General features: G+C 55.3%; 29 protein-coding genes and 1 other annotated feature. Of the genes, 16 read left to right on the plus strand and 13 right to left on the minus strand.

Annotated features, from left to right (window positions below; translation table 11 throughout):
• Positions 1-30: 30 nt before the first annotated feature.
• The 3 genes from tcyP to hxpB all read right to left on the minus strand — a co-directional run bounded on the left by tcyP (position 31) and on the right by hxpB (position 2,913).
• On the minus strand, positions 31-1,422 hold the full coding sequence (gene tcyP, locus C1N69_RS09145; RefSeq protein WP_155031028.1) for a cystine/sulfocysteine:cation symporter: 1,392 nt from the start codon (positions 1,420-1,422) through the stop codon (positions 31-33).
• 127 nt (positions 1,423-1,549) lie between these two features.
• Positions 1,550-2,140, minus strand: a complete 591-nt coding sequence (locus tag C1N69_RS09150; RefSeq protein WP_025757350.1) for a metal-dependent hydrolase — start codon at positions 2,138-2,140, stop codon at positions 1,550-1,552.
• 101 nt (positions 2,141-2,241) lie between these two features.
• Entirely contained in the window at positions 2,242-2,913 is a 672-nt protein-coding gene (gene hxpB, locus C1N69_RS09155) for a hexitol phosphatase HxpB (RefSeq protein WP_094918961.1), read from the minus strand.
• 148 nt (positions 2,914-3,061) lie between these two features.
• Between hxpB and C1N69_RS09160 the strand changes: the two genes are divergently transcribed.
• Positions 3,062-3,598, plus strand: a complete 537-nt coding sequence (locus C1N69_RS09160; RefSeq protein WP_025757348.1) for a YniB family protein — start codon at positions 3,062-3,064, stop codon at positions 3,596-3,598.
• Between the two features lie 36 nt (positions 3,599-3,634).
• Here the strand turns inward: C1N69_RS09160 and C1N69_RS09165 are convergent, their stop codons facing one another.
• The 3 genes from C1N69_RS09165 to pfkB all read right to left on the minus strand — a co-directional run bounded on the left by C1N69_RS09165 (position 3,635) and on the right by pfkB (position 5,930).
• Entirely contained in the window at positions 3,635-4,495 is an 861-nt protein-coding gene (locus C1N69_RS09165; protein ID WP_025757347.1) for a fructosamine kinase family protein, read from the minus strand.
• 105 nt (positions 4,496-4,600) lie between these two features.
• A complete protein-coding gene (ghoS, locus tag C1N69_RS09170) occupies positions 4,601-4,891 on the minus strand; it encodes a type V toxin-antitoxin system endoribonuclease antitoxin GhoS (protein WP_155031029.1) in 291 nt (96 codons plus the stop codon).
• A gap of 106 nt (positions 4,892-4,997) precedes the next feature.
• Positions 4,998-5,930 carry a 6-phosphofructokinase II gene (gene pfkB / locus C1N69_RS09175; RefSeq protein ID WP_045285277.1) on the minus strand — a complete coding sequence of 311 codons (933 nt, stop codon included), beginning with the start codon at positions 5,928-5,930 and terminating at the stop codon, positions 4,998-5,000.
• A 295-nt stretch (positions 5,931-6,225) separates the two neighbouring features.
• Between pfkB and C1N69_RS09180 the strand changes: the two genes are divergently transcribed.
• Positions 6,226-6,984, plus strand: coding sequence for a DUF481 domain-containing protein (locus tag C1N69_RS09180; RefSeq protein WP_025757344.1), 759 nt, complete (start codon positions 6,226-6,228; stop codon positions 6,982-6,984).
• A gap of 70 nt (positions 6,985-7,054) precedes the next feature.
• Here the strand turns inward: C1N69_RS09180 and yniD are convergent, their stop codons facing one another.
• Both yniD and yncL read right to left on the minus strand, forming a co-directional pair.
• Positions 7,055-7,162 (minus strand): small membrane protein YniD, encoded by a 108-nt coding sequence (yniD, locus tag C1N69_RS09185; RefSeq protein ID WP_008500658.1) that lies wholly within the window; start codon positions 7,160-7,162, stop codon positions 7,055-7,057.
• A gap of 98 nt (positions 7,163-7,260) precedes the next feature.
• Positions 7,261-7,353: a stress response membrane protein YncL gene (yncL, locus tag C1N69_RS09190; RefSeq protein WP_021241082.1), complete on the minus strand. Its 93-nt coding sequence runs from the start codon at positions 7,351-7,353 to the stop codon at positions 7,261-7,263.
• Positions 7,354-7,675: 322 nt separating this feature from the next.
• On the opposite strand from yncL, the gene thrS reads away from it, so the two are divergent.
• The 14 genes from thrS to selO all read left to right on the plus strand — a co-directional run bounded on the left by thrS (position 7,676) and on the right by selO (position 20,299).
• Positions 7,676-9,604, plus strand: a complete 1,929-nt coding sequence (thrS, locus tag C1N69_RS09195; protein ID WP_025757343.1) for a threonine--tRNA ligase — start codon at positions 7,676-7,678, stop codon at positions 9,602-9,604.
• A gap of 3 nt (positions 9,605-9,607) precedes the next feature.
• Positions 9,608-10,150 carry a translation initiation factor IF-3 gene (infC, locus tag C1N69_RS09200; RefSeq protein ID WP_023616141.1) on the plus strand — a complete coding sequence of 181 codons (543 nt, stop codon included), beginning with the start codon at positions 9,608-9,610 and terminating at the stop codon, positions 10,148-10,150.
• Between the two features lie 96 nt (positions 10,151-10,246).
• Entirely contained in the window at positions 10,247-10,444 is a 198-nt protein-coding gene (gene rpmI, locus C1N69_RS09205; protein WP_001124225.1) for a 50S ribosomal protein L35, read from the plus strand.
• A 49-nt stretch (positions 10,445-10,493) separates the two neighbouring features.
• On the plus strand, positions 10,494-10,850 hold the full coding sequence (gene rplT, locus C1N69_RS09210) for a 50S ribosomal protein L20 (protein WP_000124850.1): 357 nt from the start codon (positions 10,494-10,496) through the stop codon (positions 10,848-10,850).
• Between the two features lie 117 nt (positions 10,851-10,967).
• Positions 10,968-11,091, plus strand: a sequence feature (Phe leader region).
• Positions 10,973-11,017, plus strand: a complete 45-nt coding sequence (gene pheM / locus C1N69_RS09215; RefSeq protein WP_001386830.1) for a pheST operon leader peptide PheM — start codon at positions 10,973-10,975, stop codon at positions 11,015-11,017. (Overlaps the previous feature by 45 nt.)
• A gap of 40 nt (positions 11,092-11,131) precedes the next feature.
• The gene (gene pheS, locus C1N69_RS09220; protein ID WP_003857809.1) at positions 11,132-12,115 is read left to right on the plus strand and encodes a phenylalanine--tRNA ligase subunit alpha; all 984 of its coding nucleotides are present in this window, start codon (positions 11,132-11,134) and stop codon (positions 12,113-12,115) included.
• 15 nt (positions 12,116-12,130) lie between these two features.
• Complete coding sequence (gene pheT / locus C1N69_RS09225; RefSeq protein WP_155031030.1) at positions 12,131-14,518, plus strand: phenylalanine--tRNA ligase subunit beta; 2,388 nt, start codon at positions 12,131-12,133, stop codon at positions 14,516-14,518.
• Positions 14,519-14,522: 4 nt separating this feature from the next.
• Positions 14,523-14,822, plus strand: coding sequence for an integration host factor subunit alpha (gene ihfA / locus C1N69_RS09230; RefSeq protein WP_003857805.1), 300 nt, complete (start codon positions 14,523-14,525; stop codon positions 14,820-14,822).
• A gap of 103 nt (positions 14,823-14,925) precedes the next feature.
• The gene (gene btuC, locus C1N69_RS09235; RefSeq protein WP_167514981.1) at positions 14,926-15,906 is read left to right on the plus strand and encodes a vitamin B12 ABC transporter permease BtuC; all 981 of its coding nucleotides are present in this window, start codon (positions 14,926-14,928) and stop codon (positions 15,904-15,906) included.
• A 35-nt stretch (positions 15,907-15,941) separates the two neighbouring features.
• Positions 15,942-16,493, plus strand: a complete 552-nt coding sequence (locus C1N69_RS09240) for a glutathione peroxidase (RefSeq protein ID WP_025757339.1) — start codon at positions 15,942-15,944, stop codon at positions 16,491-16,493.
• Positions 16,493-17,248: a vitamin B12 ABC transporter ATP-binding protein BtuD gene (gene btuD / locus C1N69_RS09245; protein ID WP_155031032.1), complete on the plus strand. Its 756-nt coding sequence runs from the start codon at positions 16,493-16,495 to the stop codon at positions 17,246-17,248. Before C1N69_RS09240 ends, btuD begins: the two co-directional genes overlap by 1 nt.
• 73 nt (positions 17,249-17,321) lie before the next feature.
• The gene (locus tag C1N69_RS09250) at positions 17,322-17,786 is read left to right on the plus strand and encodes an NlpC/P60 family protein (RefSeq protein ID WP_025757337.1); all 465 of its coding nucleotides are present in this window, start codon (positions 17,322-17,324) and stop codon (positions 17,784-17,786) included.
• A gap of 292 nt (positions 17,787-18,078) precedes the next feature.
• Positions 18,079-18,795 carry an EAL domain-containing protein gene (locus C1N69_RS09255; protein ID WP_025757336.1) on the plus strand — a complete coding sequence of 239 codons (717 nt, stop codon included), beginning with the start codon at positions 18,079-18,081 and terminating at the stop codon, positions 18,793-18,795.
• 61 nt (positions 18,796-18,856) lie between these two features.
• A complete protein-coding gene (selO, locus tag C1N69_RS09260) occupies positions 18,857-20,299 on the plus strand; it encodes a protein adenylyltransferase SelO (protein ID WP_155031033.1) in 1,443 nt (480 codons plus the stop codon).
• 38 nt (positions 20,300-20,337) lie between these two features.
• Here selO and C1N69_RS09265 read toward each other — a convergent pair whose 3' ends face one another.
• The 5 genes from C1N69_RS09265 to C1N69_RS09285 are packed head-to-tail and all read right to left on the minus strand — an operon-like array spanning position 20,338 to position 25,112.
• Positions 20,338-21,108: a 3-hydroxybutyrate dehydrogenase gene (locus C1N69_RS09265; protein WP_155031034.1), complete on the minus strand. Its 771-nt coding sequence runs from the start codon at positions 21,106-21,108 to the stop codon at positions 20,338-20,340.
• A gap of 10 nt (positions 21,109-21,118) precedes the next feature.
• Positions 21,119-22,510 carry a GntP family permease gene (locus C1N69_RS09270; RefSeq protein ID WP_155031035.1) on the minus strand — a complete coding sequence of 464 codons (1,392 nt, stop codon included), beginning with the start codon at positions 22,508-22,510 and terminating at the stop codon, positions 21,119-21,121.
• Positions 22,511-22,554: 44 nt separating this feature from the next.
• Positions 22,555-23,736, minus strand: coding sequence for an acetyl-CoA C-acetyltransferase (locus tag C1N69_RS09275; RefSeq protein WP_155031036.1), 1,182 nt, complete (start codon positions 23,734-23,736; stop codon positions 22,555-22,557).
• Between the two features lie 9 nt (positions 23,737-23,745).
• The gene (locus tag C1N69_RS09280) at positions 23,746-24,402 is read right to left on the minus strand and encodes a CoA transferase subunit B (RefSeq protein ID WP_095440830.1); all 657 of its coding nucleotides are present in this window, start codon (positions 24,400-24,402) and stop codon (positions 23,746-23,748) included.
• Positions 24,403-24,404: 2 nt separating this feature from the next.
• The gene (locus C1N69_RS09285; RefSeq protein ID WP_155031037.1) at positions 24,405-25,112 is read right to left on the minus strand and encodes a CoA transferase subunit A; all 708 of its coding nucleotides are present in this window, start codon (positions 25,110-25,112) and stop codon (positions 24,405-24,407) included.
• Positions 25,113-25,114 lie beyond the last annotated feature (2 nt).

The following is a 25,114-nucleotide window of genomic DNA, read 5'->3' on the forward strand; positions in this document are numbered from 1 at the left end:
CATCAGGCGGTTTTTTTATTTCTACAGTGATTAACGGTGCGCCAGCTCGGCGTCGTCTTCACTTTCCAGAATCGTTTTGTCAGTCTGCTTCAGCCACTGGCTGGTCAGCGTACCGGCGGTCATTGAGCCGCTGACGTTCAGCGCGGTACGGCCCATGTCGATCAGCGGTTCAACGGAGATCAGCAGGGCGACTAGCGTAACCGGCAGGCCCAGCGCTGGCAGAACAATCAGCGCGGCGAAAGTTGCGCCACCTCCAACGCCCGCAACGCCTGCGGAGCTCACGGTCACAATCCCGACCAGCGTGGCGATCCAGACCGGATCCAGCGGGTTAATCCCCACCGTTGGCGCGACCATCACCGCCAGCATTGCCGGGTAGAGGCCTGCGCAACCGTTCTGACCAATGGTTGCACCAAACGAGGCCGAGAAGCTGGCGATAGACTCAGGCACGCCCAGACGACGGGTCTGCGCTTCCACGTTCAGTGGAATAGACGCGGCGCTGGAACGGCTGGTGAAGGCAAAGGTCAACACTGGCCAGACTTTACGGAAGTATTTCAGCGGGCTGACGCCGTTTACACCCAGCAGGATACCGTGCACCACGAACATGATGCCCAGACCCAGGTAAGAGGCGACGACGAAACTTCCCAGCTTGATAATGTCCTGCAGGTTAGAGCCAGCGACCACTTTGGTCATCAGCGCCAGCACGCCATAAGGGGTTAACTGCATCACCAGACGTACCAGCTTCATCACCCAGCTTTGCAGGGTATCGATGGCGGTCAGCACGCGCTCGCCTTTTGGCGCGTCGTCTTTCAGCAGCTTCAGCGCCGCCACGCCCAGGAACGCGGCGAAAATCACCACGCTGATGATGGAGGTTGGATTTGCACCGGTCAGGTCAGCAAACGGGTTCTTCGGAATGAAGGAAAGCACCATTTGCGGCACGGTCAGGTCAGCCACTTTATCTACGTAGTTGGTCTGAATCGCGGTCAGACGCGCCGTTTCAGCACTGCCCTGAACCAGACCTTCGGCCGTCAGGCCAAACAGGTTGGTCACCAGCACACCCACCAGCGCGGCAATCAGCGTGGTAAACAGCAGCGTACCGATGGTCAGGAAACTGATTTTGCCCAGTTGAGTGGCGTTATGCAGGCGCGCAACGGCGCTCAGAATAGAGGCGAACACCAGCGGCATAACGATCATCTGCAGCAGCTGAACATAGCCGTTACCGACAATGTTGAACCACTGAATAGAATCTTTCAGAACTGGATTATCGGAGCCATAAATCGCCTGTAATGCCAGACCAAATACGACACCCATGGCCAGACCGACCAGCACTTTCTTCGCCAGGCTCCACTGTTTGTGGCGCGTCTGCGCGAGAAGCAATAGCAATACAACGAACACAACGACGTTCGCGATGAGTGGAAAATTCATCCCCGTTCTCCTGATTTATTATCGGGCCGGTTTTTACCGATCCTGTTGGCGGAAGGTTAGCAGAAGTGTGATGTAGCGCTTATATCCAAATGGAATGGGTTATGACAAATGGGATGATTTTGTCGGTTTACTGTTCAATCTGGTGATGAATAAAACGATTGAACTGAAATTGCAGTGAATTAATCATCTGGGACGACCAGCGGACTGCACTGTTTTCGGGCAATGTTTGCGGCATCCAGACGGCGTAAGCAAATAGCGCCATGCACAATGCGCGCTCAAGCTGGTTACCTTTCTGGGGAACAAGGATGGGAAAACGAAAACGCCAGCGGCAGGGCCACAGCAGCGGCACGCCCGCAGGCGTCAGCATATCGGCGAGAATATGGCTCAGATAACCCAGCACCATGCCCTGAATGGCATCCGCAGGCACTATCCAGCTTTCGGGCACTTTTAAATAGAACAGCGTCAGCAGGCCAAATACGGCCAGCAGACTGTGGGTAAATCCCCGGTGGCCGAACGCGCGGGCGATGGGTTTTGACACCCACTTCAGACGTTGTCCGAGGAAGGATTTCGGGTGGTCGATGTCGGGCAGCAGACAGGTTAATACGGCGGAAGGGACAATATGCCACCAGTCCCCCTGTGCCAGCACGGGGGTGAGTTCAGCATTTTTGGCAAATACTGCACACGCAATAGAAAAAAGCAGGTGGCCTTCCGCCGTCATGATAAAACCCACGAAACTGTCAATTCATACAGTATAGGGTTTTTATACAGTAGGCGGAAGAGGTGACGGTGTAACTGTTTGTCACAAACCGGCGATAAGGGTTAACCGCCCAGCAGGTGTCGTGCCGTGAGCTCTGTTAGTGACGTGAGCTTCACATCGGCCAGGGCAAACCGGGGATCGTGACGGCCCTCTTCAGCGGGCACCACAATGGAACGCATCCGCGCGGCTTTGGACGCCACCATACCGTTAACGGAATCTTCCAGCGCGACACAGTTAAGGGGATCCAGGCCCAGTTTCGCGGCGCAGTCCAGATAGACCTGAGGATGCGGCTTGCTGTAAGGCAATTTTTCAGCGGACGCCAGGGCATCGAAACTGTCGCGCAGCTCAAACATGGTGAGCACTTTTTCCAGCATGTGCAGCGGGGAGGCGGAGGCCAGGCCGACTTTCAGCCCCTGAGCTTTGCACAGCGCGACGGCGTCACGTACGCCGGGCAGCAGCGGCCTGTTCTCTTCCACCAGGGAAATCGCGCGGCTGATAATACGGGCGGTCACTTCATCACGGTCGGGGCCCACCCACGGCTGTTGGGCAAACCACAGGTCCACCACCATGTCGATGCGCAGACCCAGCGTATCAGGAAGTTCATTACGGCGGTTGATATCAACGCCCAGACTGGCCATGACGTCCAGTTCAGCGCGATCCCACAACGGCTCGGAATCGATCAGTAATCCATCCATGTCAAAAATTGCGGCAAGAATTTGGCGCGGTGTCGACATCACAACGTCTCCTTATCCAGGGTGTTCGACAGACGATACGTGCTAAGCACACTCTGCAATTTAGCATATTGCTTTTAAAGAGCGGGCGAAATTGATGACCAGCAGGTAGACTTAGGCACAAATAACGCGTCTTTATGAAGAGGAACTGATGACGTATCAACAAGCTGGACGCATTGCGGTCTTAAAACGGGTTGCTGGCTGGGTGATTTTTATTCCCGCCGTTATTTCTACGCTGATTTCTGTGCTCAAGTTCATGTACGATCACAGCGAAAAACAGCCGGGTATTAATGCGGTCATGCTTGATTTTGCGCATGTCATGATTGAGATGATGCGTTTTAACACGCCATTTTTGAATGTCTTCTGGTTCAACTCCCCCACGCCGGACTTTCATCAGCAGCTCAATATTGGGTTCTGGATTATCTATGCGCTGATCTTTATCGCCATGGCGTTGCAGGCCTCCGGCGCACGAATGAGCCGTCAGACGCGTTTTCTTCGTGAAGGGGTTGAAGATCAGATGATTCTCGAGCAGGCCAAAGGCCCGGAAGGGATGACCCGGGAACAGATTGAATCCCGGATTGTGGTTCCGCGTCACTCCATTTTTCTGCAGATCTTCCCGCTCTATATCCTTCCTGCGATCGTCATTGTGGCGGGGTATTTCTTCTTCTCACTGCTTGGTTTTCTGTAAGCGGTAAGGGTGGCGTTCAGGCCACCCGTTTTGTTGTCAGGCGGCAAGCATGCGTTCGAGCGCCCGCTGGGCGTTAACAAGGTGTTCGCCACCAAAGAGGATGGCGCGGTTCATCAGCGTATACAGCTGATATACCGGTTGACGATCGAGGAAACCGTGCGGCAGGGGGGAAACGGACTGGTACCCGTCGTATATTTGCGGCGGCTGCTCAGGATGCAGCGGCAGCATGGCCAGATCGCACTCTCTGTCACCCCAGTAACAGGCCGGGTCGTAGATATAGGGGCCGTTGGGACCCAACGCGCAGTTATCGGACCATAAATCACCGTGCAGCAGAGACGCCTGCGGCTGGTGGGAGGCCAGACGCTGCTGAACGTGTTCGACGATGGCATCAATATTGCCAAATTCCAGCCCTTTCTCAGCGGCCAGCTCAAGCTGCCAGCCAATGCGTTGCTCGGCAAAAAACGTCGACCAGCGGCGCTGCCAGGCGTTGGGCTGAGGCGTGGTGGAGAGATCGTTGTCGAAATCGAGACCAAACTGCGGCTGGTCGCTCCATTGATGAAGTCGCGCTAACTGCTGGCCGAGAATGAAGGCGTTATGGGCATCCAGCGGACGGGCAGGGAGATATTCCATCACCAGAAAGCTGTAGTCGCGGTCACTACCCACGGCCAGGACCTGCGGAACCGTCACCGTTTTGCTGCGGGACAACAGCTCCAGTTGGTCGGCTTCGGCAGTAAATATTGGAAGAAGCTCACGCTCATCGCATTTTACGAAGAGATCGCGGCCTGCGTAGCGTAAATGCCACGCGGCGTGGATCTCTCCGCCTGGCAGTTCGTTACGCAGTTCGATTTCACCTTCACCCAGTTGCTCACTTAAAAGATGACTGATAGCCTGCCACATGATGTCTCTCCCATGTTGTCTGCCAGATCATAAAGTTAGCGCATTATTGCGGTAAAAAAATACGAACTAACGCACACCTGAGCGGTTTAAATTCATGCAGGGCACTTATTGTTCTTTTTTCTGCCAACTTTCCCAGGTATTGACGTCAATCTCGGTGGGTTTGTCGGTCACACTTTCCACCAGACTGGCGGCCAGCGCATGCACTTCTTCTTTAGTCAGCGCAGAGATGAGACCAAATGCCAGGGTGCCTAAATCGTGAATATTGCCCTCGTCATCCGTGAGCGTGAGGAGAAACTTAGCCCGGGTGAAGGCGTTGTTGAGCTCATTCAGCTCCGTCAGCGAGGCTTCATGAAGGTTGACGGTTACGACGTAGCGGGTGATGTCACCACTGCTCATAATTCACCTCATTGTTATCATGGAAGTTTTCTTAGCATAGTCGATAGTTTGCGTTTGGCGACTAAGAGATGACATTCCCCTCCATAACGATGAAGGGGAACGGGCGTTAATCTCGGGACAGGTAATCGACGATTTTTTGCGTATCGGCCAGTGAACACAGACGCGTGCCCTGGTTGATGGTTGCGGCGCTACCCGCCGCCACACCGTAACGCGCCATTTCCAGCAAAGACGCGCCCTGCGCCAGTTTCAGCGTCATCGCGCCAACCATGCTATCCCCGGCGCCAACCGTACTCTGACTTTTCATGGGCGGTGGGACAACCTGAACGGCTGACGTTTCATCGACGGCCAGTGCCCCCTGAGGACCCAGAGAGACCACGACGCGTCGTGCTTTGCCGCTGCGTACCAGTTCCTGTGCGGCGGTGCGAACATCATCCGGTTGCGTCAACTCTCGGTTGACCAGCGCGCTGAGCTCTTTCTGGTTCGGTTTGACCAGCTCCAGATTGCCCGGCACGAGTGCCGCCTGAAGGGCCTCGCCGCTGCTGTCGACAATGCAGCGGATGCCGCGCTGCTGCGCCGCCTGAATAAGCGCAGTTAATTTATCTGTACTCACTCCGGGGGGCAGGCTGCCGCTTATCACCAGCAGTGCGCCGCTTTCTATGGTCAGCACTTTCTCTTCAAGCTGACGAAACTCGTCATCACTGAGCTTCGCGCCGGGCATCACAAAGCGATACTGCTCGCCGCTGGACTCCACGTGCACGTGCAGGTTCTGCCGCGTCCAGTCTTTGGCCTCCACGGTCTCTACGGCGACCTGTTCATCTGCCAGCAAAGAGACCAGGTGTTCGCCGGTGGCCCCACCAACGGGAAAAATTGCCGTGGCGTGGCCGCCAAGGTGCGTAATGGCGCGCGCCACGTTGATACCGCCGCCGCCGGGCTCAAAGACAGGGGCGCTACAGCGCAACTTACCTTCCGGGTAAATCTGCGGCGTCAGGGTTGCGGAATCAAGGGAAGGGGAGAGCGTCAGGGTGTAGATAGAAACCATCATTACCTCCTTTTAGCGTGGGTTCCTATTAGTCTGGCACCCTTTGTCTGGAACGCAATGTAAATAACAGTATGATTTTAAATATGAATACAGACGTAAAGTGAGGCGCGGGATATATAAAATAAAACGCTTTTTGGGATCGTTCTTATTCAAAAAATGAAATAAGAAAACATTGCTATGTTATTTGCGGCTTTTTATAATTTGTTACCTTTCTCTGGACGTCTTGTCATTGATCCTCAAGAAAGATTCCGGGACCGTGTGGTCTCTTTTTTTGTTGTACGGACTCCTTAATAAAATGAAGCTTTTAAAGACAGTTCCCGCTGCACTGATGCTGGCGGGTGGCGTGTTTGCAGCTATGAACGCAGCCGCCGATGATACCGTTTTTACTGTCATGGACGATCCCACCACCGCGAAAAAACCTTTTGAAGGTAACCTGAACGCTGGGTATCTGGCACAATCCGGTAACACCAAAAGCTCCTCTCTGACAGCGGACAGTACGCTCACCTGGTACGGTAACACGACCGCCTGGTCGCTGTGGGGAAATGCCAGCAACACGTCCGCGAATGACGAACGCTCTTCCGAGAAATATGCGGTAGGCGGACGTAGCCGTTACAACATGACCGACTATGACTACCTGTTTGGTCAGGCAAGCTGGTTAACCGACCGCTACAACGGTTATCGCCAGCGCGATGTGTTTACCGCCGGTTATGGTCGCCAGTTCCTGAACGGCCCGGTACACAGCTTCCGTTTTGAATTCGGTCCAGGTGTGCGCTATGACGAGTACACCGATGGCGATACCAAAACCCAACCGCTCGGTTACGCGTCCGGGACCTATGCCTGGCAGATGACTGACAACACCAAATTCACGCAGGGTGTTTCTGTATTTGGTGCCGACGATACGACGCTGAACTCTGAGACGGCGCTGAACGTGGCCATCAATGAACACTTTGGTCTGAAAGTGGCCTACAACGTCACCTGGAACTCGTCACCGCCAGAAACGGCACCGGATCATACCGACCGCAGAACCACGGTTTCACTGGGTTATAAAATGTAATTATGGCGGGCCGATGAAAATGTCGGCCCGTTTCTCATCTCAGGCCAGTTGGCTTTCCTTTTGTTGACGTTTAGCCCCAAATCATCGCCGCCCAGCGAAGTAGCAGCATTGCGCCGCAGATGGCAATCAGCACCAGCACCATTTTCCAGTGTTTTACGGCAAATCGTTTTGTTGGCATAACCTGATCCTTGTTTGTTAACACCCACAGTCTATCAAACAGGGCTGATACATGCCCCTTCACAGGATCGATCAGGTTATGCCAGCGTAGGGTTGGGCTTAGAACCAGTGGAATCGTTCGGCGAGAATCAACAATAAACCTGTCGCTGAAAGGATGTTCAATATCACAACCGTTCTACTGGATACGTTCATGGTATGCACCTTTGGGTTTAAAGATCTGTTCAAGAGTAGCCCAGCATTTCAGGAATGCGAGCACCGGGAACTGGCCACCTGCAAATTCATGCAAAAGTGCCAGCGCATCAATCTGCCAGCAGAGGATGCATACGCCCTGTGATTAGTGTTACCATTACGAAGCCTGCCGTAAATCCGAATTATTCTGATTCTGGCAGGTGAATGATGACGAACCAATTTGACGATTGTTGGTCAGATGGTCTCGTAATCTATTGTCAAATCACGATTATTTTCTTTGTATATGCTCTTATGTGTGGGGCATCACTGCAAATAAGGATATAAAATGCCTGTAATTACTCTTCCTGATGGCAGCCAACGCCATTTCGATCACGCTGTAAGCCCAATGGATGTTGCCCTGGATATCGGTCCGGGTCTCGCGAAAGCGACTATCGCTGGCCGTGTTAACGGTGAACTGGTGGACGCCTCCGATCTCATCGAAAACGATGCGACGCTTGCCATCATCACCGCGAAAGACGAAGAAGGTCTGGAGATCATTCGTCACTCCTGCGCGCATCTGTTAGGTCATGCCATCAAACAGCTGTGGCCCAACACCAAAATGGCGATCGGTCCGGTGATCGACAACGGTTTCTACTATGACGTTGACCTTGACCACACCCTGACTCAGGAAGATATCGACGCGCTCGAAAAACGTATGCACGAGCTCGCCGAAACCAACTATGACGTCATCAAGAAGAAAGTCAGCTGGCACGAAGCGCGTGAAACCTTCGTGAAGCGCGGCGAGAGCTATAAAGTCTCTATTCTTGACGAAAATATCTCCCATGATGACAAGCCTGGCTTGTACCATCACGAAGAATACGTCGACATGTGCCGTGGACCGCACGTGCCGAACATGCGCTTCTGCCATCACTTCAAACTGATGAAGATCGCAGGCGCTTACTGGCGTGGCGACAGCAACAACAAGATGTTGCAGCGTATTTATGGTACCGCGTGGGCCGACAAAAAAGCCCTGAACGCGTACCTGCTGCGCCTGGAAGAGGCCGCGAAGCGTGACCACCGTAAAATCGGTAAGCAGCTTGACCTGTACCACATGCAGGAAGAAGCGCCGGGTATGGTGTTCTGGCATAACGATGGCTGGACCATTTTCCGTGAACTGGAAACCTTCGTACGCTCCAAGCTGAAAGAGTACCAGTATCAGGAAGTGAAAGGTCCGTTCATGATGGACCGTGTGCTGTGGGAAAAAACCGGCCACTGGGACAACTACAAGGATGCGATGTTCACCACCTCGTCTGAGAACCGTGAATACTGCATTAAGCCAATGAACTGCCCGGGCCACGTTCAGATCTTCAACCAGGGTCTGAAATCCTACCGCGACCTGCCGCTGCGTATGGCGGAGTTCGGTAGCTGCCACCGTAACGAACCATCAGGTGCTCTGCACGGTCTGATGCGCGTGCGTGGCTTTACTCAGGATGATGCGCATATCTTCTGTACTGAAGACCAGGTCCGTGATGAAGTTAACGCCTGTATTCGTATGGTCTACGATATGTACAGCACCTTTGGCTTCGAGAAGATCGTGGTCAAACTCTCAACGCGCCCGGAAAAACGTATCGGTAGCGATGAGACCTGGGATCGTGCAGAAGCGGATCTCGCCGTTGCACTGGAAGAGAACGGGATTCCGTTCGAATATCAGCTGGGCGAGGGCGCATTCTACGGTCCGAAAATTGAATTTACCCTGTATGACTGCCTCGATCGCGCATGGCAGTGCGGAACGGTACAGCTGGACTTCTCCCTGCCGCAGCGTTTAAGCGCCTCTTATGTTGGCGAAGACAACGAGCGTCAGGTACCGGTTATGATTCACCGTGCAATTCTCGGTTCACTGGAGCGCTTCATCGGCATCCTGACCGAAGAGTTTGCTGGCTTCTTCCCAACCTGGCTTGCGCCAGTGCAGGTCGTGGTGATGAACATTACCGATTCTCAGGCGGATTACGTTAAAGAATTGACGCAGAAACTACAAAATGCGGGCATTCGCGTAAAAGCAGACTTGAGAAATGAGAAGATTGGCTTTAAAATCCGCGAGCACACTTTACGTCGTGTCCCGTATATGTTGGTCTGTGGTGATAAAGAGGTGGAAGCAGGCAAAGTTGCCGTTCGCACCCGCCGTGGTAAAGACCTGGGCAGCCTGGACGTAAGTGAAGTGATTGAGAAGCTGCAACAAGAGATTCGCAGCCGCAGTCTTCAACAACTGGAGGAATAAGGTATTAAAGGCGGAAAACGAGTTCAAACGGCACGTCCGAATCGTATCAATGGCGAGATTCGCGCCCAGGAAGTTCGCTTAACAGGTCTGGAAGGCGAGCAGCTGGGGATTGTGAGTCTGAGAGAAGCAATCGAAAAGGCTGAAGAAGCTGGAGTAGATTTAGTTGAAATCAGCCCTAACGCCGAACCGCCAGTTTGTCGTATCATGGACTACGGCAAGTTCCTTTATGAAAAGAGTAAGTCTTCTAAGGAACAGAAGAAAAAGCAAAAAGTTATCCAGGTTAAGGAAATCAAGTTCCGTCCTGGTACCGACGATGGCGATTATCAGGTAAAACTCCGCAGCCTGATTCGCTTTCTGGAAGATGGCGATAAGGCCAAGATCACACTGCGTTTCCGCGGTCGTGAGATGGCCCACCAACAGATCGGTATGGAAGTGCTTAACCGCGTCCGTGACGATCTGAGTGAACTGGCAGTAGTCGAATCCTTCCCTACGAAGATCGAAGGCCGCCAGATGATCATGGTGCTCGCTCCTAAGAAGAAACAGTAGGCCTTCAAGTAGCAATTCCTGTGGAGCCTTTGTGCTTCACAGGTTTTGTTCGCCTGGGTTTCGTTTATTTAACAATGCGAAGTGGAAGTTATTAAAATGCCAAAAATTAAGACCGTACGCGGTGCTGCTAAGCGCTTCAAAAAAACCGGTAAAGGTGGTTTTAAGCACAAGCACGCTAACCTGCGTCACATTCTGACTAAGAAAGCTACCAAGCGTAAACGTCACCTGCGTCCAAAAGCCATGGTTTCTAAAGGCGATCTGGGCCTGGTTATCGCGTGCCTGCCGTACGCATAAGTCGTTTCGTTTAACTTTTTTAACTTAGAATAGATACAGGAGAGCACACATGGCTCGCGTAAAACGTGGTGTAATTGCACGTGCACGTCACAAGAAAATTTTGAAACAAGCTAAAGGCTACTACGGTGCGCGTTCACGCGTATACCGCGTTGCCTTCCAGGCTGTTATCAAAGCAGGTCAGTACGCTTACCGTGACCGTCGTCAGCGTAAGCGTCAGTTCCGTCAACTGTGGATTGCGCGTATCAACGCAGCAGCACGTCAGAACGGTATTTCTTACAGCAAATTCATCAACGGCCTGAAAAAAGCCTCTGTTGAAATCGACCGTAAGATCCTGGCTGACATCGCAGTATTCGACAAAGTAGCGTTCACCGCTCTGGTCGAAAAAGCGAAAGCAGCACTGGCATAAGCCAGTTGAGAGAGGGGGCCTGGCTCCCTCTTTTCGTTTCAACAGCATCAAAACGTTGACAATTTTTGGGCTACCCTTTTCAATAAGGCGTTAGGTTCCTTACCACACAAGGTAACGCAAGCATGAATGCTGCTATTTTCCGCTTCTTCTTTTACTTTAGCACCTGACATCAGGAGGCTAGCGCGTGAGAGACGAAACGGAAAACAGCGCCAGAAAGCCTCCTGATGGAGGCTTTTTTTGTATCTGCCGCTGGTAAATATCGCTACATAACGAGGAAAATCATGTCACATCTCGCAGAGCTGGTTGCCAGTGCAACAGCCGCCATTAATCAGGCCTCAGATGTTGCCGCGTTAGACAATGTCCGCGTCGAATATCTTGGTAAAAAAGGGCACCTGACCCTTCAGATGACAACCCTGCGTGAACTGCCGGCAGAAGAACGCCCGGCAGCAGGTGCGGTAATTAACGAAGCCAAAGAGCAGGTACAGCAGGCTCTGAACGCGCGTAAGGCTGAGCTGGAAAGCGCGGTGTTGAATGCGCGTCTGGCCGCAGAGACGATCGACGTTTCTCTGCCGGGTCGCCGAATTGAAAACGGTGGTCTGCATCCGGTTACCCGCACCATCGATCGTATTGAAAGTTTCTTCGGTGAGCTCGGCTTTACCGTGGCGACTGGCCCGGAAATTGAAGATGATTACCATAACTTCGATGCCCTGAACATTCCTGGCCATCATCCGGCACGTGCTGACCACGACACTTTCTGGTTCGACGCGACCCGTCTTCTGCGTACCCAGACCTCCGGCGTTCAGATCCGTACCATGAAGGAGCAGGAACCGCCAATCCGCATTATCGCGCCGGGCCGCGTCTATCGTAACGACTACGATCAGACTCACACCCCAATGTTCCACCAGATGGAAGGCCTGATTGTTGATAAAAACATCAGCTTCACCAACCTGAAGGGGACGCTGCATGATTTCCTCAACAACTTCTTTGAGGAAGATCTGCAGGTTCGTTTCCGTCCATCCTATTTCCCGTTCACTGAACCGTCTGCGGAAGTGGACGTGATGGGAAAAAACGGTAAATGGCTGGAAGTGCTGGGCTGCGGTATGGTGCATCCAAACGTGCTGCGCAACGTGGGCATCGATCCGGAAGTTTACTCTGGCTTTGCGTTCGGTATGGGCATGGAACGTCTGACCATGCTGCGCTACGGCGTGACCGATTTACGTGCATTCTTCGAAAACGATCTGCGTTTCCTCAAACAGTTTAAATAAGGGCAGGACAGAACAATGAAATTCAGTGAACTGTGGTTACGCGAATGGGTTAACACCACGCTGGACAGCGACGCGCTTTCTAACCAGATCACCATGGCGGGTCTGGAAGTGGACGGCGTTGAGCCGGTTTCTGGCGCGTTCAATGGCGTGGTCGTGGGGGAAGTGGTGGAGTGCGGTCAGCACCCTAACGCGGACAAACTGCGCGTAACAAAAGTCAACGTGGGCGGTGACCGTCTGCTGGATATCGTCTGCGGTGCACCAAACTGCCGTCAGGGGCTGAAAGTGGCCGTGGCGACCGTCGGTGCTGTGCTGCCGGGCGATTTCAAAATCAAAGCTGCCAAACTGCGCGGTGAGCCGTCAGAAGGTATGCTGTGCTCGTTCTCTGAGCTGGGGATTTCCGACGATCACAACGGCATCATTGAGCTGCCGCTGGATGCGCCGATCGGTACCGATATCCGCGAATATCTGAAGCTTGATGACAACACCATCGAAATCAGCGTCACGCCAAACCGTGCTGATTGCTTAGGGATTATCGGCGTGGCGCGCGACGTTGCCGTGCTGAACCAGACTGAACTGAACGCGCCGGAGATCGTCCCGGTTGAAGCGACCATCAGTGACGTTCTGCCTATTCAGGTTGAGGCGGCGGATGCCTGCCCACGCTACCTCGGTCGTGTGGTGAAAGGCATCAATGTGAAAGCGCCAACCCCGCTGTGGATGAAAGAGAAACTGCGTCGCTGCGGTATTCGTTCTATCGATGCGGTGGTTGACGTGACCAACTACGTACTGCTGGAGCTGGGTCAGCCGATGCACGCGTTCGATAAAGATCGTATCGAAGGCGGTATCGTGGTGCGCATGGCGAAAGAGGGGGAAACCCTGGTTCTGCTTGACGGCAGCGAAGCGAAACTGAACGCCGACACGCTGGTGATTGCTGACCACAGCAAAGCGCTGGCGATGGGCGGTATCTTCGGCGGCGAACACTCTGGCGTGAACGATGAGACGCAAAACGTGCTGCTGGAATGTGCATTCTTCAGCCCGCTCTCTATCACCGGTCGCGCACGCCGTCACGGCCTGCACACCGATGCCTCTCACCGTTACGAGCGCGGTGTTGACCCGGCGCTGCAGTACAAAGCGATGGAACGTGCCACCCGTCTGCTGATCGACATCTGCGGCGGTGAAGCGGGCCCGGTGATTGATGTCACCCACGAAGCCACGCTGCCGAAGCGCGCGACCATCACCCTGCGTCGCAGCAAGCTGGATCGCCTGATTGGTCACCACGTACCCGATGCGCAGGTGACCGATATCCTGAAGCGTCTGGGTTGTGAAGTGACCGAAGGCCAGGACGAGTGGCAAGCAGTTGCGCCATCCTGGCGTTTCGACATGGAAATTGAAGAAGATCTGGTGGAAGAAGTGGCCCGCGTGTACGGCTACAACAACATCCCTGACGAGCCTGTGCAGGCGGGTCTGGTGATGGGGTCCCACCGTGAAGCCGACCTGTCCCTGAAGCGTGTGAAAACCATGCTGAACGACAAAGGCTACCAGGAAGTGATCACCTACAGCTTTGTTGATCCAAAACTGCAGCAGCTGATCCACCCAGGTCAGGAAGCCCTGATCCTGCCAAGCCCAATCTCCAGCGAAATGTCGGCTATGCGTCTGTCTCTGTGGACCGGCCTGCTGGGCACTGTTGTTTATAACCAGAATCGCCAGCAAAACCGCGTGCGAATTTTCGAAAGCGGTTTGCGCTTTGTGCCGGATAATCAGGCAAATTTAGGCATCCGTCAGGATCTTATGCTGGCTGGTGCGATTAGCGGTAACCGCTATGAAGAGCACTGGGACCTGGCAAAAGGCACGGTTGATTTCTACGATATGAAGGGCGATCTGGAAGCGATTCTCGATCTGACCGGTAAATTATCTGAAATTGAATTCCGTGCAGAAGCCATTCCGGCCCTGCATCCGGGTCAGAGTGCAGCCATCTATTTAGACGGCAAACGTGTTGGTTTTATTGGCGTTGTTCACCCTGAGCTGGAACGTAAACTGGACCTGAACGGCCGTACCATCGTGTTTGAGCTGGAGTGGAACCTGGTGGCAGACCGCGTGATCCCTCAGGCTCAGGACGTCTCCCGCTTCCCGGCAAACCGCCGTGATATCGCGGTTGTGGTCGCCGAAAATGTGCCTGCAGCAGATATTTTGGCCGAATGTAAGAAAGTTGGCGTAAATCAGGTAGTTGGCGTAAACTTATTTGACGTGTACCGCGGCAAGGGCGTAGCAGAAGGTTTCAAGAGCCTCGCTATCAGCCTTATCCTTCAGGATACCAGCCGTACACTCGAAGAAGAGGAGATTGCCGCTACCGTCGCCAAATGTGTAGAGGCATTAAAAGAGCGATTCCAGGCATCATTGAGGGATTGAACCTATGGCGCTTACAAAAGCTGAAATGTCAGAATATCTGTTTGATAAGCTTGGGCTTAGCAAACGGGATGCCAAAGAGCTGGTAGAGCTGTTTTTCGAAGAGATCCGTCGTGCTCTGGAAAATGGTGAGCAGGTAAAACTCTCCGGCTTTGGCAATTTTGATTTGCGAGATAAAAACCAACGTCCGGGTCGTAACCCGAAGACGGGGGAAGATATTCCCATTACAGCCCGCCGCGTGGTGACCTTCAGACCCGGCCAGAAGTTAAAAAGCCGTGTCGAAAACGCAACGCCCAAAGCAGAGTAATATGAACTAACTAAAAAGGCCGCCCATGCGGCCTTTTTTCTTTGCGCTCCCTGGCAAACCCGCCGTAAAATCAATGATATCTCTCGCAAATAAAACCGAATACATGCTTGATTACGCCCATCGCCAGCACCGTTCCGATCAACGTCGCCTGCTTTTACTGGTGCTGCTGCTCATTGTCGCCGCAGGGATTAGCCTCTGCGCCGGTGACAGGTGGATAGGGCCTGAGAGCTGGTGGGGGCCAGACGGGCAACTCTTTGTCTGGCAAATTCGTCTGCCGCGCACCGTCGCGGTGATGCTGGTGGGGGCCGCGCTGGCGCTGGGCGGTACCATTATGCAGGCGTTATTTGATAACCCGCTGGCGGAACCGGGGCTGCTCGGCGTCTCGAACGGGGCTGGCGTGGGGCTGATTGCCGCGGTAATGCTGGGTGGGGGAGAGCTCTCCGGGTGGAGTATTAGCCTGAGCGCCATTCTCGGCGCATTACTGATCACGGTCATCCTGCTTCGCTTCGCCAGACGGCACTTATCGACCAGCCGTCTGCTGCTTGCCGGCGTGGCGCTCGGGATCATCTGCAGCGCGCTGATGACCTGGGCCGTCTACTTCTCAACCTCCTTTGACCTGCGACAGCTCATGTACTGGATGATGGGCGGCTTTGGCGGCGTTGACTGGCACCAGGGCTGGCTTATGGTGCTGTTGGTACCGGTTATCGTGTGGGTTGCCCTGCAGGCGCAGCCGCTGAATATGCTCGCGCTGGGTGAAACCTCTGCCCGCCAGCTCGGTATGCCGATTGGGTTCTGGCGTAATGTGCTGGTCATTGCCATTGGCTGGCTGGTCGGCGTCAGCGTCGCCCTCGCGGGGGCAATTGGTTTTATTGGGCTGGTGATCCCGCACATGCTGCGCCTGTGTGGCCTCACTGATCATCGAACCTTGCTTCCGGCCTCGGCTGTTGCCGGGGCCGTCACGCTGCTGGTGGCCGATATCATCGCCCGGCTTGCCCTGACAGCCGCAGAGCTGCCCATAGGCGTGGTGACCGCCACGCTGGGCGCGCCGGTCTTTATCTGGCTACTATTAAAAGCTGGACGTTAAATCACGATACCCGTAAGACAACCTGAGGGAATGCTATGCAGTCAGATATCCTGAATACTGAAGTGACCACCATTGATGGCGATAACACCACGCTGGAAGGCTACAAAGGCAACGTGTTGCTTATCGTCAACGTGGCATCCAAATGTGGCCTGACGCCGCAGTACGAGCAGCTGGAGAACATTCAGAAGGCCTGGGAGAAGGACGGTTTCACCGTGCTGGGGTTCCCGTGCAACCAGTTCCTGGGCCAGGAGCCGGGCAGCGAAGAGGAGATCAAGACGTTTTGTAGCACCACCTACGGCGTCACGTTCCCGCTGTTCAGCAAAATTGATGTCAACGGTGAGCATCGTCATCCGCTGTACGCGAAGCTGATCGCTGCCGCACCGAAAGCCGTTGCGCCGGAAGGAAGCGGTTTTTATGAACGTATGGCCAGCAAAGGCCGCGCGCCGCTCTACCCGGATGACATTCTGTGGAACTTCGAAAAATTCCTGATTGGTCGTGATGGCCAGGTGGTGCAACGTTTTTCACCGGATATGACGCCTGAGGATCCGATTGTGATGGAATCTATCAAGCTGGCGCTGGCGAAATAATGTCACTGCTGATGCAGCTCACGGACGTTGCCGAAAAGGGACGTCTGGCGCCGATAACCGGTGCCGTCAATGCGGGTGAAATTCTGCATCTTGTCGGGCCAAACGGCGCGGGGAAGAGCACGTTGCTGGCGCGGATGGCAGGCCTGGTCGGTGGTGAAGGGCAGGTAACGCTGCTGGGGCATCCCCTTACCGACTGGACGCCAGTCTCGCTGGCGCACCGGCGCAGTTACCTTGTGCAGCAGCAGACACCGCCCTTTGCGATGCCTGTCTGGCACTACCTGACGCTGCATTTGCATGATAAACACCATACGGCGCTGCTGACGGACGTGGCTGCCGCCCTGGGGCTGGAAGATAAACTGGCTCGTCATGCCAGCCAGCTTTCGGGCGGAGAGTGGCAACGGGTGCGTCTGGCGGCCGCAATCGTGCAGATTCACCCGGCCGGTAATCCTCACGGGCGGCTGCTGCTGCTTGATGAACCGATGAGCGGTCTGGATGTGGCGCAGCAGGCGGCACTGGATACGCTGCTAAGCACCCTGAGCCGAAAAGGCATTGCCGTAGTAATGAGCAGTCATGACCTCAACCATACCCTGCGTCATGCCCACCGGGTATGGTTGCTGTCGAAGGGAAACCTGATAGCCAGCGGGACGCGGGATCAGGTTCTCACGCCACCTAATCTTGCCCGCGCGTACAATATGGCGTTCCGCAGGCTGGACATAGAGGGACATAAGATGCTGATTTCTACCGGGCAGGAGTAACCGTTTCTTGCCTGTTCACACACTTGCACGCTAAATTACGAAAAGAACAAAAAAAGCAGAGGATTCGTCTGAAATGCGATTCTGGTTTCTCCTGATGGCTGCACTCTTTCTTGCGGGATGCAGTAGCCATCGTGCTCCGCCGCCTAACCCACGGCTTTCAGATTCGATCACCGTCATTGCCAGCCTTAACGATCAGCTGAGCAACTGGCGCGGCACGCCTTATCGCTACGGCGGCATGAGCCGTGGCGGGGTGGATTGTTCCGGCTTTGTGCTGATGACGTTTCGCGATAAGTTTGATTTACAGCTGCCGCGCGAAACGCGTAAACAGGCTGAAATCGGTACGGAAATTGATAAAGACGATCTTCTGCCGGGGGATCTGGTTTTCTTCAAAACCGGGTCGGGTGAAAGCGGTCTCCATGTGGGGATATATGATACAGACAATCAGTTTATTCACGCGTCGACCAGTCGCGGGGTGATGCGTTCTTCTCTGGATAATGTTTACTGGCGTAAAAGTTTTTGGCAGGCTCGACGTATTTAGTCGCCGCCGGACGCTTCTTATGACGGCAGGGTAACTAATAAATCATGCCGTTTTTTCTCAAATAAGATGATTAAAGTTAAATTTACCTAAAATTAGCTTAGCCCGCATGTGTCTGTTTTATCTAAAACTGGCTATTATTCTACAACCAGGATAAGATTATTTTAGATTCAGGGATAAATCTGAAAATTAATACGGAACTAATGAAATTAATCTTATTAAAATCAAGACAGTGGAATTGTGTCAGCAATTGCTCCAGGATGTCCTCTCTCATCTTTAATGCGGGGCGAGTGCAATGATTATTACGCTAGATAATGCTTACCAGTCTGAACTGTTGCTTCAGCCTGCCCGTAATAGCGCAGGTGAGCTGAAAGGTTTAGACATTGTGGTTAACTTTACTGGCGTCGGCAGCGAAGTGAGGATCCCTACTGAACTCGTTATCCCGCGGCTTTCCGAGGCGGAAGAGTTAGCGCTGTTTAACGAAAAACTGCAATTGCTTGATACCTGTAAACTGTTTTTTATTCAGCATCAGTTAATTGCATGGATCAATATTACACCTGTAATTGTTGAGTTTTTATTAAGTAATGGAAACGCTGTTTCAATTCTTGAGCGCTATCCGTTTCTGGAGTTTACTGTTAATGAGAATTATCCAGGTTTAAATAACGGAAAGGACGATCTGCAGCTGGCAAGAATGGCGATCCATTTCCCGTTGGTCCTGGCAAACTTTGGCGCAGGCGCAGCATCGCTCAAAGCGGTCTATGATGGATTATTCAAACGGGTCATTCTCGATAAAGGATTCATTCAGCAGCGTGCTCAGGAACTCTCCTTTGAGCCCTTTATGCGCGCAATCCTCTGGCAAATCACGCCGCACTGTCAGTCGGTGATCGTCTCGGGCATTGACGATCACGCCCTGTTGCAGCGCGTCCTGTCCTTCAATTTTGGTGCCATGCAGGGGGCGCTGTGGCCTGCCGTCTCTGCTGAACACGTCACCACGCTGGTTCAGCAGCGATAACCCTTGCTTTCGCCCGTGTTTAAGACCGGGTAAACCCTCTACACTAAAAGCAGGAGGACTTATGACCCTGTCTTTTACTGCTCACTGGCATGACGAGTTGCCTGGTTTTTACACCGCACTCAAACCTACACCGCTACAAAATTCCCGTCTCATCTGGCATAACGATCGGCTGGCAGACGAGCTGGCTATTCCACCCGCGCTGTTTCAGCGTTCAGACGGCGCTGGCGTCTGGGGCGGCGAAACGCTACTCCCCGGGATGCAACCCCTGGCTCAGGTCTACAGCGGGCATCAGTTTGGCGTCTGGGCGGGTCAACTGGGCGACGGCAGGGGGATCCTGCTCGGCGAACAACAGCTTCCCAACGGGGAGACGGTTGACTGGCACCTGAAAGGCGCAGGGCTGACTCCCTATTCACGTATGGGCGACGGGCGCGCGGTACTGCGTTCAACGATTCGTGAATGCCTGGCATCTGAAGCGATGCATGCGCTGGGCATACCAACGACCCGTGCGCTGTCGATTGTCACCAGCGATACGCCGGTCGCGCGTGAAACGATGGAAAAAGGGGCCATGCTGATGCGCATTGCGCAAAGCCATCTGCGCTTCGGTCATTTTGAGCACTTTTATTATCGCCGCGAGCCGGACAAGGTTCGCCAGCTTGCGGATTTTGCCATCCGTCACCACTGGCCGCATTTGCAGGACGAGGCGGATAAATACGTTCTCTGGTTCAGGGATGCGGTGGCCCGCACGGCCACGATGATCGCACGCTGGCAAACGGTGGGCTTTGCCCATGGCGTCATGAATACGGACAACATGTCGATCCTCGGGCTGACCTTCGATTACGGTCCGTTTGGTTTCCTCGATGATTATCAGCCGGGGTATATCTGCAACCACTCCGACTACCAGGGGCGCTACAGCTTTGACAATCAACCGGCGGTGGGACTGTGGAATCTTCAGCGTCTTGCGCAATCCCTGTCGCCGTTTATCGACGTGGATGCCCTCAATGATGCGCTTGATGGCTATCAGGAGACGTTGCTGCGCGAATACGGCACGCTGATGCGCAACAAGCTGGGGCTGATGACCCAGGAGAAAGGCGATAACGATATCCTGAATGGTCTGTTTACCCTTATGGCGCGTGAGGGCAGCGATTATACCCGTACCTTCCGCATGCTGGGCCAGACGGAGCAGCACAGTCCTGGCTCGCCGCTGCGCGATGAATTTATCGACCGACAGGCGTTTGACGACTGGTTTACTCAGTACCGCACGCGGCTTCAGCAGGAGCAGGTAGATGATGCTACCCGCCAGAGGCAGATGAACGCGGCGAACCCGGCGATGGTATTGCGCAACTGGCTGGCGCAGCGGGCGATTGAGCAGGCAGAGCAGGGGGAGTACGCTGAGTTACACCGTCTGCATGTGGCGTTGCGCACGCCGTTTGCCGACCGGAATGATGATTACGTCAGCCGCCCGCCTGACTGGGGCAAGCGGCTGGAGGTCAGCTGCTCTAGCTAGTCTTTTGCCGGGGGGCGCTACGCTACCCGGCCTGGATATTACTGAGCGACCCAGCCGCCATCCATATTCCACGCTGCGCCGCGAACGTTAACGGCGCTGTCGCTACATAAAAACAGCGTCAACTCACCCAACTGTTCCGGGGTAACAAACTCACCGGAAGGTTGTTTTTCGCTCAGAAGCTGGTCCTGGGCCAGATCCGGCGCGACGCCCTGTGCAATACGTTTTTCGATCTGCTGTTGCACCAGCGGCGTTAGTACCCAACCGGGGCAGAGCGCATTTGCGGTAATACCGGTGCGGGCGGTTTCCAGCGCCAGCGACTTCGTAAAACCCACCACCCCATGCTTGGCAGCAACGTAGGCTGACTTCTCTTTTGAGGCCACCAGGCCGTGAACGGAGGCGATATTAATGATGCGCCCCCAGTTTTTCTCCCGCATGGCAGGCAGCGCCAGCCGGCTGGTGTGGAACACTGCGGAAAGATTAATGGCGATAATGTCATTCCATTTTTCAACCGGAAACGCCTCAACCGGAGCCACATGCTGTATCCCGGCGTTATTGACCAGAATATCCACCCCGCCAAACTGCGTTTCGGCGTAGCGCATCATGGCTTCAATCTGCAGGACATCACGCAGGTCCGCATCGTGATAGCCCGGTTTTTTGCCCAGTTGCGCGATCTCTGCGCGCGCCGCTTCGCTGTCACCGAAACCGTTAAGAATTAATTGTGCCCCGGCTTTCGCCAGTACCCGGGCGATCCCCAGGCCAATGCCGCTGGTTGAGCCGGTCACCAGGGCGGTTTTACCGTTCAGACTCATCTTTTTCTCCTTACACAATGCCGGTCAGATAGAACACGGCAATGACAAAAAGCACTGCCAGACTTTTAATGATAGTGATAGCGAAAATGCCGCCGTAGGCCTGACGATGGCTCAGACCGGTGATCGCCAGCAAGGTGATTACCGCGCCGTTATGGGGAAGGGTATCCATCCCGCCGCTGGCCATGGAGGCCACGCGATGCAGCACCTCAAGAGGAATATGGGCCGCGTGGGCGGCGGCAACAAACGTGTCGGCCATGGCCGCGAGGGCAATGCTCATCCCGCCGGACGCCGAACCGGTGATCCCTGCAAGAACGGTCACGCTGATGGCTTCATTGAGTAACGGATTTGGAATGGCCGCCAGCGCGTGGGATAACACCAGAAAACCGGGCAGGGCGGCGATCACCGCGCCAAAACCGTATTCCGAGGCGGTATTCATCGCGGCCAGAATGGCCCCGCTGACCGCCGTGCGGCTGCCTTCCGCCAGACGTCCGCGGATATTGCGAAAGCCAAAAACCAGCACCAGCGCGATACCGGCAATCAGCGCCGCTTCCACCGCCCAGATGGCGGTGATCTTGCTTACCTCGGTCACAATCGGCTTTGCCAGTCCGGGAAGGGTCAGCGCGTGGCTGGTGCCGTACCAGCTGGGGATCCAGCGGGTAAGCAGCAGGTTGAGGATCCCTACCAGCAGCAGAGGAGAGAGGGCAATCAGTGGGTGAGGGAGGTTAATGTCGTCCGGCGTTTCCGGTTCATTTTTCAGATCCGTGCCGTACCCCTCGTTGTTATGGAGCGCTTTGCGGCGCTGGCGCTCCAGCCAGAGCAGACCAAAACAGATAATAAACAGCGAGCCGATCAGCCCCAGCCACGGCGCGGCCCAGGCGTTTGTGCCAAAAAAGCTGGTGGGGATAATGTTCTGGATCTGCGGCGTGCCGGGCAGGGCATCCATGGTAAACGAGAATGCCCCGAGCGCCACGGTGGCCGGGATCAGCCGTTTCGGGATGCCGCTCTGACGGAACAGTTCGGCGGCAAAGGGGTAAACCGCAAACGCCACCACAAACAGCGATACGCCGCCGTAGGTTAACAGCGCACACACGAGGACAATCACCGGGATGGCGTGACGACGCCCGAGGATCCGAATCGCTGCGGCGACGATAGCGCGCGAGAAGCCGGAGAGTTCAATCAGCTTGCCAAACACGGCACCCAGCAGGAACACCGGGAAGTAGAGCTTGACGAAGCCGACCATTTTTTCCATAAACAGCCCGGTAAACGTCGGGCCGACGGCGCCAGGATCGGTCAGCAGCACGGCGCCGAGCGCCGCAATCGGGGCAAACAAAATCACGCTGTATCCGCGATAGGCCGCCAGCATCAGCAGTGCCAGCGCCGCCAGGGCAATTAACACACTCATTACGACTCCTCACTTTAATTATTATTCGGGTACCAACGAGAGGCTTAACGCTCGACGGTCAGGGCGATGCCTTGTCCGCCGCCAATACACAGGGTGACGAGCCCTTTTTTAACGTCGCGGCGCTGCATTTCGTACAGCAGCGTCACGAGGATGCGGCAGCCGGAGGCGCCAATCGGATGACCAAGGGCAATCGCGCCGCCGTTTACATTCACCTTGCGCGCATCCCAGCCGAGCTGCTTGCCCACCGCCAGCGCCTGAGCGGCAAAGGCTTCATTGGCTTCAATGAGATCCACCTCATCCAGCGTCCAGCCCGCCCGCGCCAGCGCCGTCTGGCAGGCGCTCACCGGACCGATGCCCATCACCGACGGGTCAACCCCCGTCACGGCGTAACTCACAATGCGACCGAGGATCGGCAGTCCGCTCTGCCGCGCATTTTCTTCGCTCATCAGCAGTACCGCAGCGGCACCGTCATTGAGCGTCGAAGCATTTCCCGCCGTGACCGTCCCTTCCTCGCGTAAAAATGCCGGGCGCAGTTGCGCAAGCTGCTCAGCGGTGGTCTCTGGTCGGGGCTGTTCATCACAACGAATAACCCGCGGTGGCTTTTTGCCCTCTTTCACCGTGACCGGCGCTATCTCGGCGTCAAACCGACCGGACGCAATGGCGGCCGCCGCTTTTTGCTGCGACCGGGCGGCGAAATCGTCCTGCTGTTCGCGGGAAATACCGTACTGCCGGGCAACGTTTTCAGCGGTGATACCCATGTGGTAATCGTTGAATGCGTCCCACAAACCATCGGTAATCATGCTGTCCTGCAGACCCGTATGGCCAAACCGCAAACCAGACCGCGCCCCGTCCAGCAGATAGGGGGCGTTGCTCATGCTCTCCTGACCGCCTGCGATAACTACCCCGGCGTCGCCGCTGCGGATAGCCTGCGCGGCGAGTTGCACCGCTTTCAGGCCCGCGCCGCACACCAGATTGATCGTTGTCGCTGGCGTGCTGACGGGTAACCCGGCGGCGATGGCCGTCTGACGCGCCGGGTTTTGTCCACATCCCGCCGTCAGCACCTGACCGAAAATCACGTCGTCAATCTTCCCTTTATCAAGACCGCTGCTCTCAAGCAGGTGACGTACCGCGACAGCCCCCAGCTCAACCGCAGAGAGGGAGGCGAGCGATCCGCGAAAACTGCCGACAGGGGTACGCGTTGCCCCGACAATCATGACCTGTTTCATCCGAAGCCCTCAGCTAAAGCGCATCTCGCGCACGTCGTCCGCCACAATGATTTTCCCGGCCGTTTTCGCCACGATCTCGTCAATACTGACGCCGGGGGCATACTCCCGCAGGATGAACGCGCCGTCCTCAATTTCCAGCAGCGCGAGGTCGGTTAACACCCGACGGATGCAGCCCACGCCCGTGAGCGGCAGCGTGCAGCGCGGCAGCAGCTTTGACTCACCGCTTTTTGAGGCGTGGGTCATCACCACAATGATGTTCTGCGCCCCGGCGACGAGATCCATCGCGCCGCCCATCCCCTTCACCATCTTTCCGGGGATCATCCACGAGGCGATATTGCCTTCGACGTCCACCTCAAAGGCACCCAGCACGGTCAGGTCGACATGACCGCCGCGGATCATGGCAAACGACTGCGCTGAGTCAAAAATGGCGGCCCCTGTCCGTGCGGTGACGGTCTGTTTACCGGCGTTGATCATGTCGGCGTCGAGGCTCTGCTCATCGGGGAAGGCGCCCATCCCCAGCAGACCGTTTTCCGACTGGAGCATCACGTCCATCCCGGCGGGAATGTAGTTCGCCACCAGCGTCGGAATGCCGATCCCCAGGTTGACGTAGTAACCGTCGCGCAGCTCGCGGGCCACGCGCATGGCCATCTGTTCACGGGTCAACATCGTCACACTCCTTGCGCGCGCAGCGTGCGCTGCTCAATGCGTTTTTCAAACTGGCCGACAATCAGCCTGTCGACGTAAATGCCCGGGGTATGAATAGCCGACGGAGGCAGTTCACCTGGCGGAACAATCTCTTCCACCTCCACCACCGTTATCCGGCCCGCGGTTGCCATCAGCGGATTAAAGTTTTGCGCGGTATGGCGATAGATAACGTTGCCGTACCAGTCCGCCTTCCAGCCTTTGATGAGCGCGAAATCCCCCGTGATGGCCTCTTCGAGGATGTAATGTTTACCCGCAAACTGGCGCACCTCTTTGCCTGCAGCCACTGGCGTGCCATAGCCGGTCGCGGTGTAAAACGCGGGGATCCCGGCGCCACCTGCGCGCACCTTTTCGGCCAGCGTCCCCTGCGGCGTGAGTTCCACCTCCAGCTCGCCGCTCAGCACCTGCTGCTCGAACAACGCGTTTTCGCCGACGTAAGAGGCCACTACCTTGCGAACCTGCCGCGTCTCAAGCAGTATCCCGAGACCGAAGCCATCTACGCCGCAGTTGTTCGAGACCATCGTGAGACCCTGCACCTGCCGGCGTCTGACTTCGGCAATCAGGTTCTCCGGAATGCCGCACAGGCCGAAGCCGCCCGCCAGCACGGTCATCCCGTCCGTCAGCCCATCCAGCGCCTGCGCATAGCTGCCGACGCGCTTATCCAGTCCTGCCATAC

Source organism: Enterobacter sichuanensis (genome assembly GCF_009036245.1).
GTDB classification, from domain to species: domain Bacteria; phylum Pseudomonadota; class Gammaproteobacteria; order Enterobacterales; family Enterobacteriaceae; genus Enterobacter; species Enterobacter sichuanensis.

Excerpts from the sequence above, each read along its gene's own strand:
- btuC (WP_167514981.1), top strand. The coding sequence starts at position 14,926 with ATGCTTGATTACGCCCATCGCCAGCACCGTTCCGATCAACGTCGCCTG.
- C1N69_RS09270 (WP_155031035.1), bottom strand. The coding sequence starts at position 22,510 with ATGAGTGTGTTAATTGCCCTGGCGGCGCTGGCACTGCTGATGCTGGCG.
- rplT (WP_000124850.1), top strand. The coding sequence starts at position 10,494 with ATGGCTCGCGTAAAACGTGGTGTAATTGCACGTGCACGTCACAAGAAA.
- C1N69_RS09250 (WP_025757337.1), top strand. The coding sequence starts at position 17,322 with ATGCGATTCTGGTTTCTCCTGATGGCTGCACTCTTTCTTGCGGGATGC.
- C1N69_RS09165 (WP_025757347.1), bottom strand. The coding sequence starts at position 4,495 with ATGTGGCAGGCTATCAGTCATCTTTTAAGTGAGCAACTGGGTGAAGGT.
- C1N69_RS09150 (WP_025757350.1), bottom strand. The coding sequence starts at position 2,140 with ATGACGGCGGAAGGCCACCTGCTTTTTTCTATTGCGTGTGCAGTATTT.
- C1N69_RS09255 (WP_025757336.1), top strand. The coding sequence starts at position 18,079 with ATGATTATTACGCTAGATAATGCTTACCAGTCTGAACTGTTGCTTCAG.
- pheS (WP_003857809.1), top strand. The coding sequence starts at position 11,132 with ATGTCACATCTCGCAGAGCTGGTTGCCAGTGCAACAGCCGCCATTAAT.
- C1N69_RS09265 (WP_155031034.1), bottom strand. The coding sequence starts at position 21,108 with ATGAGTCTGAACGGTAAAACCGCCCTGGTGACCGGCTCAACCAGCGGC.
- C1N69_RS09275 (WP_155031036.1), bottom strand. The coding sequence starts at position 23,736 with ATGAAACAGGTCATGATTGTCGGGGCAACGCGTACCCCTGTCGGCAGT.
- ghoS (WP_155031029.1), bottom strand. The coding sequence starts at position 4,891 with ATGAGCAGTGGTGACATCACCCGCTACGTCGTAACCGTCAACCTTCAT.
- C1N69_RS09180 (WP_025757344.1), top strand. The coding sequence starts at position 6,226 with ATGAAGCTTTTAAAGACAGTTCCCGCTGCACTGATGCTGGCGGGTGGC.
- ihfA (WP_003857805.1), top strand. The coding sequence starts at position 14,523 with ATGGCGCTTACAAAAGCTGAAATGTCAGAATATCTGTTTGATAAGCTT.
- pfkB (WP_045285277.1), bottom strand. The coding sequence starts at position 5,930 with ATGGTTTCTATCTACACCCTGACGCTCTCCCCTTCCCTTGATTCCGCA.
- hxpB (WP_094918961.1), bottom strand. The coding sequence starts at position 2,913 with ATGTCGACACCGCGCCAAATTCTTGCCGCAATTTTTGACATGGATGGA.
- C1N69_RS09285 (WP_155031037.1), bottom strand. The coding sequence starts at position 25,112 with ATGGCAGGACTGGATAAGCGCGTCGGCAGCTATGCGCAGGCGCTGGAT.
- selO (WP_155031033.1), top strand. The coding sequence starts at position 18,857 with ATGACCCTGTCTTTTACTGCTCACTGGCATGACGAGTTGCCTGGTTTT.
- pheT (WP_155031030.1), top strand. The coding sequence starts at position 12,131 with ATGAAATTCAGTGAACTGTGGTTACGCGAATGGGTTAACACCACGCTG.
- yniD (WP_008500658.1), bottom strand. The coding sequence starts at position 7,162 with ATGCCAACAAAACGATTTGCCGTAAAACACTGGAAAATGGTGCTGGTG.
- C1N69_RS09280 (WP_095440830.1), bottom strand. The coding sequence starts at position 24,402 with ATGTTGACCCGTGAACAGATGGCCATGCGCGTGGCCCGCGAGCTGCGC.
- C1N69_RS09160 (WP_025757348.1), top strand. The coding sequence starts at position 3,062 with ATGACGTATCAACAAGCTGGACGCATTGCGGTCTTAAAACGGGTTGCT.
- rpmI (WP_001124225.1), top strand. The coding sequence starts at position 10,247 with ATGCCAAAAATTAAGACCGTACGCGGTGCTGCTAAGCGCTTCAAAAAA.
- yncL (WP_021241082.1), bottom strand. The coding sequence starts at position 7,353 with ATGAACGTATCCAGTAGAACGGTTGTGATATTGAACATCCTTTCAGCG.
- btuD (WP_155031032.1), top strand. The coding sequence starts at position 16,493 with ATGTCACTGCTGATGCAGCTCACGGACGTTGCCGAAAAGGGACGTCTG.
- thrS (WP_025757343.1), top strand. The coding sequence starts at position 7,676 with ATGCCTGTAATTACTCTTCCTGATGGCAGCCAACGCCATTTCGATCAC.
- tcyP (WP_155031028.1), bottom strand. The coding sequence starts at position 1,422 with ATGAATTTTCCACTCATCGCGAACGTCGTTGTGTTCGTTGTATTGCTA.
- C1N69_RS09240 (WP_025757339.1), top strand. The coding sequence starts at position 15,942 with ATGCAGTCAGATATCCTGAATACTGAAGTGACCACCATTGATGGCGAT.